We start from the raw sequence: 15488 nt of genomic DNA on the forward strand, positions 1-15488 counted from the left end.
GCTCCCCTTCCTCCTGTATCGGCTCCTTTTCATCGCGCAGATGTAAGCGCTCTAAGCCGAAACTTGATAACGCCTATTCTAGCTTCGCGCCTCCGAGGGGTCAAGTATGGAAACGCGACGCGCGACGCTCAGTCGCTCCCGAGGAGGCGAACGATCCGCAGCGCATGGCCCAGGCTGCGCTCGTCGCGCTTCCGGCTCGGCCGTACGGCGACCCGCGCCGGACCCGGTCCGTCCGGCAGCGCGATCGTCGCGATGACCGGCCGGTAGAAGTTCAGGCACCAATCGTCGAACGGATTGAGAACGGTGTAATCCGATCCGTTCACCGCATACGCCAGCATGCCGGTATCCGGTCCGGCGAACAGCAGCAAACCGGCGGTTTTGCCGCTCGCATGCCAGACGAGCTCGGCGCCCTCGGCATTCGAGGAGACGAGATGGCCGGGATCGTAGCGCCAGTTGATCATCGGTTCGGGCGCAGTCGCTCGCCGATCGAACCCGCGGATGCCGGCAGCCGAGCCGACGCCGCGCATCCAGACCCGATCGAGCGAATCGGCATCAAGCGGCGGCATCCGAAGCGACTTATCGACGCCTTCCGCCGCCCCACCCTCTGTCGCAGCTTCGAGCATCGCTGCCAATCCTTCGCGGATGCATTCGGCATACAGCGCGTAGCCCGCGTCGTTCGGATGGACGCGGTCCGGCGCGAGCGACGCCCAGCCGGAGGAGCCCGCCAAGATGCGGTCTCGGACGGCCTCCGCGACGTGGATCGACGGGATGCCGTAATGGTCCGCGACCTCTTCGTGAAGCGAGATGTGAACCGGCGCTTCGCCAGCCAAATTGTCGTCGTCTGCCGTATAGACGAAGACGAGCTCCGTTCCGGGCGACCGCGCGCGGCATTGCCGCACGATTCCTTCCATGCCTCGGATCGTGGTGCGCCGGTCCCCGCCGTCGTTGACGGCGAACTCGACGAACAGCAAGTCGATCGGGCCTTGGTCCAGCACGTGTTCCTGCAGCCGATAGGCGCCGAACGTCGAATCGGTGCCGCCGACGCCGGCGTTGACGGAGACGAACGCCGCCGGCGCGCACGACTCTCGCAGAAACGCCGAGATCAACGCCCGCCAGCTCGTCGCGTCCGGATCGGAAGCGCCGGCGCCTTCGGTGATCGACCCGCCGAGGAAGGCGGCGGCGATCGGCGCCCCCGCGGCCAGGCGGGCGCGAAAGCGCGGCAGACCCGCTCGCGTTCGCGTATGCTTCGCAAGATCGCTCATACGCGTCTCCTCTCCCTTTCGCGGACATGCCGCGTGGATTCGGCCAATCCGAACCGCTTTTTCATCGTCGCGGTCCCCCTTGTCGTTGGATGATTCCGCCACGGGTAGCGCATGCCATCGCTATCCGCTTTTCAAGAAGGAAAAGAAGCCCGAAGCCGGGGCAGCCCAACCCGCCCCGGCTCCGGACTCCGTCCTTGCTGCGATTATTTCGCGGACGCGTCGTACGCCTGCTGGAGAATTTCGAGATAGCGGTCCAGCTTCAGATTTTTCAAGCCTTTAATGTACGCGTCCCAATCTTTATTCAAATCTTTGTTGCCGGTGACGAACTGAAGGGCGCTCTGCTCGATGTAGTTGCGCAGGTTCGTCTGCAGAATGCTGGCTTCGTCCATCAGCGACGGATCGATCCAGATCGACCACATCGGGAACAGCTCTTTCGGCTCGTGACCCTCGTACTGCAGCGTCGCCTGGTACAGCCTGCGCTCGTAGCCGGTCGAATCGTAGATGTCGGTCGCCTGGACGAAGCTGTCGCGATATTCCTTCGGCATGTAGAAGTGGGCCATACCGCTCCATCCCGCGTTGCGCGGAGCGTCGCCTTCCTTGGCCGGGATCGGCTTGAACTGCGCCTGGACGCCTTCGCCGAGCGCGACGTCGCCGGGGCCCGGCTTTTCCCAGTCGATGCCTTCCATGCCCGAAGCGCCGTTCGTTTGCCCTTCCGGCGTGTACAGATAGTCCACCAGCTTGATCAGCGCGATCTGCGCTTCCTTGCTCGCCTTGTTCGTGATGACGAACTTCGCGCCGGGAGCGACCCCGCCGCTGTCATGCGTCGCGTACGAAGCGTGCGGCCCCTGGAGCGGCGGCACCGGATTGTAGTCGGCCGAGTATTTGTTGCCTTGGTCGATGTTGACGAAGATGGCCGGGTGCATGCCCGCGCCGGCGCCGAGGATTTGCGCGTCGGCGTTTTCGCCGATTTTTTTGAACGCTTCGGAGTTTTGCGTGAACGCGCCCTTGTCGATCAGTCCTTCGTCGTACAGGGATTTGACGTAGGCGAGACCTTCCTTCCACTCCGGCTTGGCGGCCGCGGACTCGACTTTCCCGTTCGTCAGATTCAGGTAGTTGCGGTCATCGTCGTAGACGAAGCCGTTCATCAGGAACGGGATGATGCGCACGCCGTAATCCTCGGTGGAACCGCTCAGCGGCACTTCGTCCGCCTTGCCGTTGCCGTTCGGATCGTTTTTCTTGAACGCGCGGAGGACGTCCCGGAACTCGTCGGTCGTTTTCGGCATTTGCAGGTTCAGCTTCTCGAGCCATTTCGTGTTGATCCACATTTTGTTCGGATACGAGCAGTGGAAGCACTGGCTGTAGGCGACGAGGCCGTAAATGTTGCCGTCCGGCGCGGTGTTGAACGCTTTCAGGCTGGCGTCTTTCTCCATCGCCGCTTTGATGTTGGGCGCGTATTGGTCGATCAGATCGTTCAGCGGGACGAGGACGCCCTGCTTGCCGTACTTCAGCACGTCCGCTTGGGAAAATTGATCGATGTAGGCGGTGAGAAAATAGGCGTCGGGATAGTCGCCGCTCGCGAGCGAAATTTGCCGTTTTTCCTTGGCGCCGTCCGACGGGTTGATCTCCCAATCGAACTGGATGTTGAATTTCTGCTCCGCGAACTTCGTGAATTTGTTCGTCTTCAGATCGATGTTCGGCTCTTGGACGGCGAACACCTTGATCTTTACCGGCGCCGCCGAGCCGGCATCCGTCCCGGACGCGCCGCCGGAGGCCGATGGCGAAGCGGCGTTGTTGTCCTTGCCGCAGGCGGCCAGCAGCAGGCCGACCGATAGGACGACCGCGAGCAGGCCGAGCATTTTCTTTTTCATCTGAATCGCTCCCTTTTCAAGGTTTGGGTATCGTGGCCAAACGGGTGAAGCGACGCGGACGCGATCGTGGCGCCCTTGGCGTCCGAACTGCGGATCCCCCCTTTCGCTGCCGTCGGTCCTGCCGCCGTCAGCCTTTGACGGACCCGACGAGCATGCCTTGAACGAAATAGCGCTGCACGAACGGATAGATGATCAAGACGGGCAGCGTCGCGACGACGATCAGCGAATACTTGAGCTGTTCGGCGAGCTGCTGCCGCTCCACCATCTTCATCGCGTCCATCAGGCCGCCGGCGCTGTTGTTCTGGATGATGATGCTGCGGAGCACGAGCTGCAGCGGAAACAGGTTCGCGGTCTTCAGATAGATCAGCGCGTCGAAGTAGGCGTTCCACTGCCCGACGGCGTACATAAGGACGAGGACCGCGAGGATGGGCTTGGACAGCGGCAGGACGACGCTCCGCATGAACCGAAGGTCGCTGCAGCCGTCGATCTCGCTCGCCTCGAGCAATTCGTCCGGGATGGACGACTGGAAGAACGAGCGCGCGATGATTACCTGCCAGACCCAGATCGCGTTCGGAATGAGCAGCGCCCAGCGCGAGTCGATCAGGCCGAGCTCCTTGACGACCATATACGTCGGGATGAGCCCTCCGCTGAAGATCATCGTAAACGTAACGAACATCATGAGCGGACCGCGCCCGAACAGGGATTTGCGGGACAGCGGATAGGCGATCATGACCGTCAGCGCCACGCTGATGATCGTCCCCGCGACCGTATATATCAACGAATTGCCGTAGCCTGTCATCACCTCGGGGGTGCGGAACAGCGCCTCGAAGCCTTTGAACGACAGGTTCACGGGCCACAGCCACACCCGGCCCGAGGTGACCGCCGCCGGGCTGCTGATCGAGCTGCTCAGGATGTAGACGAGCGGATAGAGCACGACGAGCAGCACGAGGCTGAGGATCGTGTAGACCGCGGCCAGAAAGAAGCGGTCGCCCGCCGATTCCCGGATTTTTTTCGATGCCGAAGCCGTTGCCATGCGCATGTCTCTCCTTTACCAGATGCTGCTGCTCGAGAAGCGCTTGGCGAGGCTGTTCACCAGCACGAGCAGAATGAGATTGACGAACGAGTTGAACAGGCCGACCGCCGTCGCGAAGCTGTAGTTGGCGTTCAGCAGGCCAATGCTGTACACGTAAGTCGCGATGATCTCGGAGTTGACGATGTTCAGCGGGTTTTGCAGCAGATACACTTTTTCGAAGCCGAGCGCCATGACGTTGCCGACGTTCAGAATCAGGACGATTACGATCGTGGGCATAATGCCGGGCAGATCGACGTGCCGGATCTTTTGAAACCGGGAAGCGCCGTCCACCTTGGCCGCTTCGTAGAGCGTCGGATCGATGCCCGCGAGCGCCGCCAGGTAGATGACCGCCGTGTAGCCGGCCGTCTGCCAGATATCGGACCAGACGTAGATCGATCGGAAGTATCCCGGTTCGCCGAGAAAATTGACCGATTCCATGCCCAGGGCGTTCAGCGCGAGGTTCGCGAAGCCGAGCCGCGGCGCCAGGAACAGCATGATGATCGACACCATGACGACCGTAGAGATGAAGTAAGGCGCGAAGGACACGAGCTGGACGATGCGCTTGAACCGGCCGCCGCGCACCTCGTTCAGCATCAGCGCGAGCAGGATCGGCACCGGGAAGCCGGCGAGCAGCAGGTACCCGCTCAGGAGCAGGGTGTTTTTCAGCAAGCTCCAAAAAATCGGATTGTCGAAGAACAGCTTGAAGTTTTTCAACCCCACCCAAGGGCTTCCCCAGATGCCTTTGATGACGTTGTAGTCCTTGAAGGCCAGAACCGCGTTCAGCATCGGGTAGTACTTGAAGAGGAGGAAAAAGAGGAGCGGCGGCAGCAAGACGAGATACAGCTGCCAGTGTTTTCTGAAGCTTTTGCCCGCGGCGCGGGCAAGTCCGCGCCTGGGCGGCGCCGCCTTCGGCCGGCGTTTTTCGATGACGATCGGTGAATCCAGAACAATCCCTCCCTATGCGGTTGCCGGATGCGATGCGGCTTGCGAAAGCGCTTTCCACATGCTCCGATCATAGAGGAATCCGGCGCTGCCGGGATAGGTACAATTGCGCTCTTTACCGTACAGCTCTCCCGATTTCGGGGGTGCAAATGCGCGCCGGGCGGCCCTTTTTCCCCCGAGGCCGGCCGGCGCGCCCAAAAAGGCAGGATCCCCACGCCTTTCACGGAGACCCATCCGCCTGCACGGCAAAAACCCGAACGGCCGGAGACCGTTCGGGATGCGCGGGATTGCGTTTAGCGGAGTCTCACCTGCCGGTCGTCGTAGGCCGTCTGCATGATTTGCAGATAGCGGTCGACGCCGATTCGTCGCAGACCGGCGACGTAGTCGTTCCAGTCCTTGTCCAGGTCTTTGTCGCCGGTGATGAATTGCAGGGCGTACTGATCGATGTCATTTTTGATATTCGTCTGCAGGACGCTCGCCTCGTCCGCGACGGCCGAATCGATCCAGACGGACCAGACCGGATACAGCTCGGGAGATTCGCGGCCTTCGTACAGCCGGGTCGCCTCGTAGAGCCGGCGTTCGTAGCCGTCCGGCGCATAGAGATCATCGCTCTGCACCCAGCTGTCCCGATACGATTTCGGCATGAAGAAGTGTCCCATCCCGCCCCAGCCTTCATTGTCGGGAGGCTCGCCATCCCGCGCGGGGATTCGTGCGAAGACCGGATCGGCGCCGGGGCCGAGCGCCCGTTCGCCCGGCAGGGGCTTGCGCCAGTCGACGCCTTCCCGGCCGATTTCCGCGTTCGCCTGTCCTTCCGGCGTGTACATGTAGTCGGCCATTCGGATCAGGGCGATCCGCGCCGCTTCGCTCGCTTTGTCCGTGATGACGAACTTCGCGCCCGGCGCGAAGTCGCCGCCGCCCTGGTACACCGCATAGTCCGCGTGCGGACCTCGGAGCGGAGGCACCGGACGGTAGTCGCTTCCACGCCTGTTGTCCGTTCCGGTCCCGACGAAAATGTCGGGATGCATCGCCGCCGCAGCGCCCAGGATTTGCGTATCCTCGTTTTCCCCGATCTTTTTGAGGGCGTCCGCGGTTTGGGTGAAGGCCCCCGGGTCGAGGAGGCCTTCGTCGTACAGCGACTTGATGTAGGCAAGCCCTTCCTTCCATGCCGGAAGATCGGCGACGAGGCTCGCCCGGCCCCCGGCCAACCGCAAATACGTGCGGTCGTCGTCGTAGACGAATCCGTTCATCAGAAACGGCACGATCCGCACGCCGAAGTCCTCGGTCGATCCGCTGAGGGGCACTTCGTCCGGGATCCCGTTGCCGTTCGGATCCCGGGTCTTGAACGCCCGCAGCGCTTCCTTGAACGCTTCGGTCGTCTCGGGCATGGCGAGACCGAGCTTGTCCAGCCATTTGGCGTTAATCCACATCTTATAAGGGTATGTGCAGTGAAAGCAATCGTTGTATCCAACGAGCCCGTAAATATGGCCGTCCGGCGCGGTGCTTAGCTCGCGCAGCTCGGCATTGTCCGCCATCGCCGCGCGGATGTGCGGCGCGTAGTTCGCGATGAGGTCGTTGAGCGGGTAAAAGACGCCTTGCTTGCCGTAACGCAGAAGGTCCGCTTGCGAAAATTGATCGATGTAGGACGTTAGAATATAGGCGTCCGCGTATTGTCCGCCGGCTAGCGAGATCTGCCGCTTCTCTTTGGCGCCCTCGTACGGCACCGTCTGCCAGACGAATCGGACGTTGAACCGGTCTTCCAGCAGCCGGGTAAAACCGTTCGTCCGCAGATCCTGCGCCGCATCCTGCTGCGCGAAGACGCGAATCTCGAGCGGCGACGGACGGGATGGGACGGCACCTGAAAACGTGCAGGCGGAAAGGAGCAGGCTCCATAGAAGGAAAGCGGCGACGGAAATAGGCCATGCGCTCGGTAAGCGTTTCAATCGGGTCCCCTCCTTCTCAATCATGCGGCGATTGGCGGTAGTTGCTTGGCGAAACGCCGGTGACCCGCTTGAACGCCCTGCGGAACGAGTGCGAGCTGTTGTATCCGACGTTCGCGGCAATGTCGTCCACCGTGCGGTCGCTCTGGCGGAGCAGCTGAGACGCGCGGTGAATCCGCACCTGCTCCAGATGGTCCGAAAGATTCGTCCCCGTCGTTTCCTTGAACAGCTGGGAAATGTACTTCTCGGGTCGCTCGACATGCTCGGCCACCCGATACAGCGTCAGGTCCGGGTCGGCGTATCGCTCGCCGACGAAGCGCTTGATCTCCTCCACGATGCGGGTATGCGCGTCGTTCTTCCGGCTGTTGATCTGCGCGCAAAGCGACGCGATGACGTCGTTCACCTCCGTCCGGATCGTCTCTAGCTTCTCTGCGGCTTGAATGCCGATGATCCGGTCCTTGACCGCTTCGAACAGCTCCGACTCCTGGAACGCTTTCTGGTCCAGCAGCTTGAGCAGCGTCCCTTTCAGCTCGCCGACGAGCTGGTGCCTCATCTCGGGCGACAGATCCCGCCGCTCCGCGTTCTGCACCATGATCGCCTGAACGATCCGCTCGGCTTCTTCGACCTCGCCTGCGCGGATCGTGCCGATGAGGCGCAGCTCGGTATCGAGCGGATAGTAATAGGTGGCGCTGCTCATCCGGATTTCGCCGTACCAAAGAATGCCGCTGCGGCTTGCGGTCTGCGCGTATTCGAGCGTCATCTTGGCCTGCTCGTACGAGGCGCTCACCTCCGTCTCGGAGTCGAAGGCGTCGCCCATCGCGACGGTTACCGAAATGCGGTACGCCTCGAATGCCGTATGCGCGAGCTCTGCCAGTTGGCCGGCGATCGATGCCCGGCTCGCCTCTACGCTTTCGGCCGTCTCGCTGCGCGGGACGAACAGCAGGACGATCTTGTCCGAGCCGAGATCCGTCGTATGCACGTCCCCCGTCCGCTCCAGCAGCGCCTGCTTCAATAGCAGCCGCGACGCGCTGAGCTCGTTCAAGATGTCGACGCTGTCCATGCCGGCGTAGCCGTTGATTTGGAGAATGCCCGCATACCCGGACGCGCCGGCGAGTCCGGCGTCCGCTTGGGCCGCCGCCGCCCAGATTTCGTCCCGGGTCTGGAATTCCCCGGCGATCAGCCGCTTCAGGAAAGCGTCCCGAAGCAGCGGCCGCTGCCTCCGCAGCTCGGACTCCAGCCGCTTGTTGCTCGTGATCACCTCGGCGATGTTGCCGTGGAGGAAATCGTAGGCGTTGCGGCTCGCGCCGTCGTCCTGACCGAACTGCTCCTTCATGATCCCGATCAGCCGGTGGATCGGAGCGCTGTTCCGGTAGGACAGCAAGATGCCGATGAGCAGGCCGAGCAGCAGCGCGATTCCGGTCACCGTCCAGGTGATGAACTTGATTTTGTTGGCGTTCTCCAGCAGCGTCTGGCGCGGAATCCCGGCCCGGTACACCCAGTCGTTGGCCGCCGAGCGGATCGTGATGACGAGATCGTCCCCGTAATATTGGCTGACGAGCGACGGATCGAGCTTCCCATCTCCGTTCATGCGGGCCGCCTCGGCTTCGTCCATCCCCCGCACGCCGATCAATCGGCCTTGCGCGTCGCTGACGTACGCCCAGCCGCCGTATCGGTCCGTGAAGCCCGACAACAGGCTTGCGATCGTTTCTTCGTCGATGACGACGACGGCCACGGCGGGCGACAAGCCGTTGAAGCTGTCGAGCGGCAGCGATTGCATGTAAGTGACGACGGAGGTCTGCGCGCCTTTGCTCACAAACGGGCGCAGCGGCATGATCTCGCTCCGGTGCGTTTGGCCCAGCACCTTCTGCTTCCACTCCGCGAGCGAGAGGTCGGCGTACTTGAAGCTCTCGTAATAGTGCTCGGGCCGAAAATAAGCGGATCCGGGCGTCAGGACGACGTTGTAGTTGCCCAGATAAATGAAAAAGTGCTGAAGAAAATCGTTCGTCTGGCCGAACGACAACACGTCCCGCATCATTTTCCAGATGCCGTAGACGTTGGCTTGTTCGCCCGCCGGCTTCTCGTTCATCAGCACGTTCAGATCCGGATTGATCGCCAGCTGCCTCGTGAAACCTTCGACCTCGGCCATTCTCCGCTCCAGAATCTCTTTGCTTTTCTGCAGCAGGGTGACGCCGTTCTCGATCGAAACGGACCGCGTCACGGAGATCGAGGTCCGGTAGGACATGTACCCGGCGATGCTTGGGATGATCAGGATGACGATATAGGAGATCATGAACCGCCGGAATACGCTGGAATGTCTGGACATCCCTGACCCCCCTCTCTCTATGATAGCGCTGTCATGAATGTATTCCTATTATCTCCGATGCAAGAAGAAATGCAACAGCCGGCGCCCAGGGCGCCGGCGTTGCCGGAAGGATCATTCGCGGGCGGCCGTGTCCGTTTGAGGGATCGGGCGAAGATCGGCCCCCAACCGGACTTCCTCGCCCGCGCTCAGCGACAGCGGAACGGACGCGTCGCCGCAGCGGAGAAGGACGTCTCCGAGCGCATGGGCGCGGATGACGGCTTCGGTCAGCGCGCCGTCCCGCCAGACGAGGTCGACTTCGGCGCCCCCCTTCGCCCGCAGCCCCGTCGCTTTGCCCGTCGGCCAGGCGGTCGGCAGCGCAGGCAGCAGCTCGATCTCGCCGAGCCGGCTGCGCAGCAGCATTTCCCCGATCGCCGCCGTGCCGCCGAAGTTGCCGTCCGCAACGAAAATATTCGTCTCCGCGCCGGCGATTCCCGGCTTCGAATAGGTGAGCAAGTTGTCGAAGCATAACTTGCCGATCAGATGGGTCAAGCTCTGCAGCGCGCGCTCGCCTTCACCGAGCCGGGCGAAACTCGAAGCGAACAGCGCGAGCGTGAACTCCACGTCTTCGAGACCTTCGCGCTGCATCCGGTTCTCCAGCGTCCTGTACGCGGCGGCGGCGAGCTCGGGTGTGCCCCGCGGCGTCACCAGATCGCCCGGGTGCAGGGCGTACAAGTGGGACATGTGACGGTGATCGGGCTGCGCTTCACCATAGTCCTCGAGCCACTCCTGCAGTTGGCCGCGGCCTCCGACCTTCAGCGGCGGCAGACGATCGAGCGCTTTTGTGATCCGCGCTTGCAGCGTTTGATCCGCTTCCAGCAGCTCGGCCGACGTCAGGCAGAATGCCAACAGCGAACGAACGAGCGCCATGTCCAGCGTCGGACCCATCGACAGCGCATGCGCGCGGCCCGTTCCCGGGGCCGGTGTCCCGGCAGCGGGGTAAAAGCTGTTCTCCGGCGAGTTGGACGGACCGGTCACGAGCTCGCCCGTCTTCGGATGCGGCGTCATGTAATCGAGGAAGAACAGCGCCGCCGACCGCAGGACGGGATACGCCGTCTCCTCGAGGAAGCCGCGGTCCAGCGTGTATTCGTAATGCTCCCGCAGCAGGTCGGCGATCCAGAGCCCTCCCGTCACGTTCATGCCCCAGGAATAGTGCCAGCCGGGATCCGTGAATCCCCAGGCGTTCGTAAAGACGTGGGCGACCCATCCTTCGCAGCCGTACAGCTCCCGTGCCGTCGATTCGCCGGCCTCGGCGAGACGCCGGACGAATCGCGCGAGCGGCAGATGGCATTCTGGAAGGTTCGCCGCGTCGGTCGGATAGTAATTCATCTGCGTGTTAATGTCCAAGTGGTAGTCGCAGCTCCATGCCATCCGGTTCGCTTCTCCGTCGTTCCACAAGCCCTGCAGGTTCAGCGGCAGAGGCGAGTCTTCTCGCGAGCCTGCGATGGTTAAGTAGCGGCCGTATTGGTAAAACAGCGCGTACAGCTGCGGATCCGCATCCGGCGCTTCTGCGAGCCGGCGGATGCGCTCGTCGGTCGACATGCCGGCGCGTTCCGTGGCGCCCAGGTCCAAAGCTACGCGCGCATAGAGGGAGCGGTAGTCGGCGACGTGATCGTCCAGGATGCGGCCGAAGCCCTTGCCGGCCGCTTGGGCGGCCAGGCGTTCCCCCTCTTCCCGCCAGCCGTCGTCCGCCGCGAGGTAGTCGGTATGGGCGGCGAGGTAGATCGTCGCCTCGTCCGCCTCGCGAACGACCAACCGGCCGTCTTCGGCGCGGACTGCGCCGCCTTGCGCGGACACGCGCACGACGCCGCGGCAGCGTACGCCGCACTCGCCGTCGCTGTGCATCGTTTCGACCGCTTGCCCCTCGAACGCGAGCGAGTGGCCGTCTTTCGGAGCGAACGCGAAGCGGTCCGTCCGCCCTTCGAGCGTCAGCGAGAACGAGACGCCGCCCGGCGCCCCGCTGCGAATGCGGGCGGCGATGACGCCGTCGGGATGCGAGGCCAACACCTCGCGGCTCACTTGTACGCCGCCGGCTTCGACGTCCGTCCGGACGACGGCCCGCTCGAGACACAGCTCCCGGTTGATCGCCGCTGGACCGTCGCCGCCCGCGCGATCGAACTGGAGCCTGACGTCGCACAGCGTCAGATGCGTGCCGAAATTGCCTTTTTCCGGCTGCCATAGCGACTCCACGAGCGACTCTCCCCGCTCGTAATCGTCTGCGAAGAACGGCTCCCGGATCCGCGCCAAGAATTCCTTGCCCCGAATCGGGCTGCGGCTCGGCTCCGAACAGCCGGACCAATACGTCATTTCGGTTACGCTCCACGTCTCGTCCTCCGCGCCGCCGAAGACGACCGCGCCGAGTCGCCCGTTGCCGATTGGCAATCCTTGCTGCCATCCGCTCGCGGCTCCCCGATATTTTAGCCGCATGTCGCGGTTCATCATCTCCGTGTTTCCACGCATTCTTATTCCGCCTTTCGTTTCTCGTATCTTCGATCCGCGCGTTGCAAATAGAAGTTGGCGAATGCTCCGCTATGTTACAGCTCCTACTTCCGCATTTGCTGCCCCTATCGTATCATTGGGATGGAGACTCGTATTTGACAGCGCATCCATCAATTTGACGATTCGTCCGGTAATTTTCCGGGCATTGGCGATATGAGGAGTTGGAATCATGCATAAGCTGAGCGAACTCGTCCCCTACCTGGGGGACTCGATGCCCTACGTATACGACGGCAGCGCCAACGAAAAGTGGCGGGTCTGCAACGTCTACGCGCTTCACTTGTTTCACGACGGTCCGGGCGAGATGGAGATCGACGGCAGACGTTATCCGTTCGACAGACAGACCGTCGTCTTCCTTCGGCCGCAGCAGCCCCACGCGTTTCATATCGACCCCGCGCGTCCTCTCGCTTCTTACAATCTGTACTTCGATCTGTGGGACCGGGAAGCCCCGGTCTCGGTCAGCCGAACCTTCATCTACGCGCCGGAGCCCTATGTCTATCGAACCGCCTCCATCGTCCGCCCTTGCGAGGAGCTCGACGCCTTGCCCGGGGTGTTCTCCCTGCAGCGCCACCCGCAGCTGTACGATGCGCTCGTCACGATTGCCCGAACGTTCGAGGATGCCAAATATTACCGAAACGAAACGGTCAACAGTCTGCTGTACGCCTGGTTTCTCCGATGGCATAACGCGATGCACACTCGCCAACCGAGCGACTACCGCATCGTTCGGCTGCTGGCCCATCTGGATTTTCATCTGGATCGGCGCGAGCCGGTGGAGACTTGGTCCAGCATGTGCGGACTCAAGCGCACGTACTTTCACGAGCTGTTCCTGCGGGAGACGGGGATGACGCCCAAAGCCTACCACCTCAAGCTTCGCATGCGGCGGGCCGCCCGGCTGCTGCAGGAGAGCGGCCTCAGCGTGACGGCGATCGCCGATAAGCTCGGGTACGCTTCCATCCACCCGTTCACCCGCCATTTCAGCGCTTATTACGGCGTCAGTCCGAGCCGGTACCGGGAATCGGGCGATTCCCTCTAACGCCAAAAGGGCGATGCAGGATGTCACCTGCACCGCCCCTCGCGCCGCTTTCCTTATCGTCTATTCCGTACCGCATTAAGATGGTTCCGTGTCGGGGCCGCCTGATTTCGATCCGTCGTCCGGCTGCGGATCTGTCCCCTCAGATCTTAATGCGGCCAGATCGTCCCGCAGCTTCGTCATGAGCTGCCTGAACCGCTCCGCTTGCGGAGAACCGGGATTTTGCTGCGCCGCTTGATCCGCCGCGACCATCCCTTCGAACACGTCAGGATGCCGTCTGACGAGCTCGCGCAGACCGTGTTTGCCGCGAGGTCCGGGCGCATGTCTGACGTGGCGCTCCCAGCGGTTCTCCGCCCGTTCCCGGTGCGCTTTCTCTCGCTCCTGCAGAAACGCGAGGCCTTCCTCTGTGATGCGGTACAGCTTTTTGCCGTCGGCTTCGCCGGCCGCGATCAGGTTCATGTCTTCGAGGAGCTGCAGATTCGGGTAGATGGAGCCTGCGCTGGGAACGTACATCCCGCCCGTCTTCTCTTCCATGGCCTTGATCAGCTGATAGCCGTGCATCGGCTCGGCGGCCAGCAGTTCAAGGATGGCGAATTTGAATTCGCCGCGGCCGAAAAAGCGCTTGCCCTCTCCTCGTCCGCCAAATCCGCCGAATCCCCCGCGTCCGCCGAAATCCCCGGGACCGCCGAAGCCGCCCGGACCGTGTCCCCCATGTCCTCCGCGATGCCTGAAGAAGAGCGGATGACGCCCATCTTCGCAACCATACCATCTACGTCCGCGATGAACCATCGGTCCATCTCGAAATCCGTCCATTCGCATATCGTTTCACCCTCCAATACGATATATCGTTACACATTTATTCTATTACGATATATCGCAATGTGTCAAGACGAAGCACCTGCGCAACTTTCCCGCGTTGTCATGATGGTTCCGGCGATTCCCTATCGTTTTTTCCGGCGCCATTCTCCGAATACGCTGTTGTCCCAGGCAGCCATCTTCTATAATGAGAACAAATGGTTCTCTTGCCCTCGTTTCCGTCACAAACCCAACTGACCCTATTGAAGGAGCGTAGCCATGTTCGGCTTTATCCCGTCTGAGGAAGGCGGCTCCGTCGCCCATCAGCTTTGCGCCCACCTGCGCGGCAGCATCGCGTCCGGAGCGCTCGCGCCCGGCCTGCGGCTGCCTCCAACCCGGAAAGTGTCCCAGGAGCTCCGCATGGCCCGGAATCTTGTCATCGAAGTGTACGAGCAGCTCGTTGCGGAAGGCTATTTGACCGCGCGCGTCGGCTCCGGCACCTTTATCGCCGAGGGCATTCGGCTCGAACCTTCGATTCGACAGCAGCCGGAACAAACGGCGGTCGCGGATGTTTCCTCGCCCAGCGTCTTGCAACGGCCGGACCTGATCGACTTCGACGCCGGCGCACCTGACGTGAGGCTGTTTCCGCGCCGCTTGTGGACCAAATACATGAAGGAAATCATGGACTACGGAACCGATCCGACGTTCGATTACGGAGATTGTCTGGGACATCCTGGACTGCGGGCGCAGATTGCCCGGTACGTCTTCCGCGCGAAGGGCATCCGCTGCAGCGAGGATCAGATCGTCGTTACGGCGGGGACGGCGGACGGCTTGATCCTGCTCGCGTCCGCTTTGTCGCCGGAAGTCCGCCACGCCTATATCGAGGACCCGACGATCGGCTTCGTCCCCGAGGTGCTGTCGCGTCTTCCATACAACTTGACGCGCGTGCCGGTTGACGGACACGGCATGGAGGTGGACCGGATTCCCCCATCCGCCGCTGCCGGCTTGATCGTGCTGACGCCTTCCCACCAATATCCGACGGGGAGCATCCTCTCCATTCAACGCAGGCAGCTGGCCATCCAACTCGCCGAAGCCGCGGGACATTACTTGCTGGAGGACGATTACGACAGCGAATTTCGGCATTATGGCGGACCGGTTCCGCCGCTTTGGCAGCTGTCTCCCGACCGCGTCGTCTACGCGGGGACATTCAGCAAGACGTTGTCGCCCGCCCTGCGAATCGGATTTCTGATCGTCCCTCCTCCTCTGCTGGATCGCGTCGTGATGACGAAGATCGGCATGCATCTGACCGCCTCGGGATTAACCCAGGCCGCCTTGGCCCGCTTGATAGAGGACGGCCATTACGACAGGCATATCCATCGGATGAAGACGATCTACCGCAAGCGACGCCTTTTTCTCGTCGAACAATGCCGCCGTCTGTTCGGCGATCGCGTCCGGCTTCTCGGCGACGAAGCAGGCATGCACGTGCGAATCGCCTTCGAAGATCCGCGGCTCGCCCGGATCGATTGGCGGCAAAGCGCTGCCCACGGCATTCACGTCGGCACCGTCGACGATTATTCGGCGGTCCAAGGCCGGTTTGCCGGCAACCTCGTTCTCGGATACGGAAGGCTGACGGAGGTAGAGATCGGAGAAGGATTGTGCAGACTCCATGATTTCGTGCGATCCCAAACGTCTTGAGCATGGCGAAAGGGCTGCCTCGGCAGCCCTTC

General features: G+C 62.2%; 10 protein-coding genes. 2 read left to right on the forward strand and 8 right to left on the reverse strand.

Annotation, left to right across the window (positions count from 1 at the left end; genetic code table 11):
* Nucleotides 1-128 precede the first annotated feature (128 nt).
* The 7 genes from LKX83_RS00080 to LKX83_RS00110 form a co-directional block, all read right to left on the reverse strand.
* Nucleotides 129-1262, reverse strand: a complete 1134-nt coding sequence (locus LKX83_RS00080; protein WP_227879658.1) for an SGNH/GDSL hydrolase family protein — start codon at nt 1260-1262, stop codon at nt 129-131.
* A gap of 203 nt (nt 1263-1465) precedes the next feature.
* A complete protein-coding gene (locus LKX83_RS00085; protein WP_227879659.1) occupies nt 1466-3130 on the reverse strand; it encodes a type 2 periplasmic-binding domain-containing protein in 1665 nt (554 codons plus the stop codon).
* A 127-nt stretch (nt 3131-3257) separates the two neighbouring features.
* The gene (locus tag LKX83_RS00090) at nt 3258-4163 is read right to left on the reverse strand and encodes a carbohydrate ABC transporter permease (protein ID WP_227879660.1); all 906 of its coding nucleotides are present in this window, start codon (nt 4161-4163) and stop codon (nt 3258-3260) included.
* 15 nt (nt 4164-4178) lie between these two features.
* Nucleotides 4179-4988, reverse strand: coding sequence for an ABC transporter permease (locus tag LKX83_RS00095; protein ID WP_370639000.1), 810 nt, complete (start codon nt 4986-4988; stop codon nt 4179-4181).
* 449 nt (nt 4989-5437) lie between these two features.
* Complete coding sequence (locus LKX83_RS00100) at nt 5438-7108, reverse strand: extracellular solute-binding protein (protein WP_370638991.1); 1671 nt, start codon at nt 7106-7108, stop codon at nt 5438-5440.
* Nucleotides 7101-9404, reverse strand: coding sequence for an AraC family transcriptional regulator (locus LKX83_RS00105; protein WP_227879663.1), 2304 nt, complete (start codon nt 9402-9404; stop codon nt 7101-7103). The genes LKX83_RS00100 and LKX83_RS00105 overlap by 8 nt, the downstream gene beginning before the upstream one ends.
* 111 nt (nt 9405-9515) lie before the next feature.
* Nucleotides 9516-11900, reverse strand: coding sequence for a glycoside hydrolase family 95 protein (locus LKX83_RS00110; protein ID WP_227879664.1), 2385 nt, complete (start codon nt 11898-11900; stop codon nt 9516-9518).
* Nucleotides 11901-12108: 208 nt separating this feature from the next.
* Between LKX83_RS00110 and LKX83_RS00115 the strand changes: the two genes are divergently transcribed.
* Nucleotides 12109-12969 carry an AraC family transcriptional regulator gene (locus tag LKX83_RS00115; RefSeq protein WP_227879665.1) on the forward strand — a complete coding sequence of 287 codons (861 nt, stop codon included), beginning with the start codon at nt 12109-12111 and terminating at the stop codon, nt 12967-12969.
* 75 nt (nt 12970-13044) lie between these two features.
* Here the strand turns inward: LKX83_RS00115 and LKX83_RS00120 are convergent, their stop codons facing one another.
* Nucleotides 13045-13755 (reverse strand): PadR family transcriptional regulator, encoded by a 711-nt coding sequence (locus tag LKX83_RS00120; protein ID WP_227879666.1) that lies wholly within the window; start codon nt 13753-13755, stop codon nt 13045-13047.
* 285 nt (nt 13756-14040) lie between these two features.
* Here LKX83_RS00120 and pdxR point away from each other — a divergent pair, with 285 nt between their 5' ends.
* Nucleotides 14041-15456, forward strand: coding sequence for a MocR-like pyridoxine biosynthesis transcription factor PdxR (pdxR, locus tag LKX83_RS00125; RefSeq protein WP_227879667.1), 1416 nt, complete (start codon nt 14041-14043; stop codon nt 15454-15456).
* The last annotated feature ends 32 nt before the right edge of the window (nt 15457-15488 follow it).

The organism is Cohnella baijiui (assembly GCF_020731285.1).
Lineage (GTDB): Bacteria > Bacillota > Bacilli > Paenibacillales > Paenibacillaceae > Cohnella.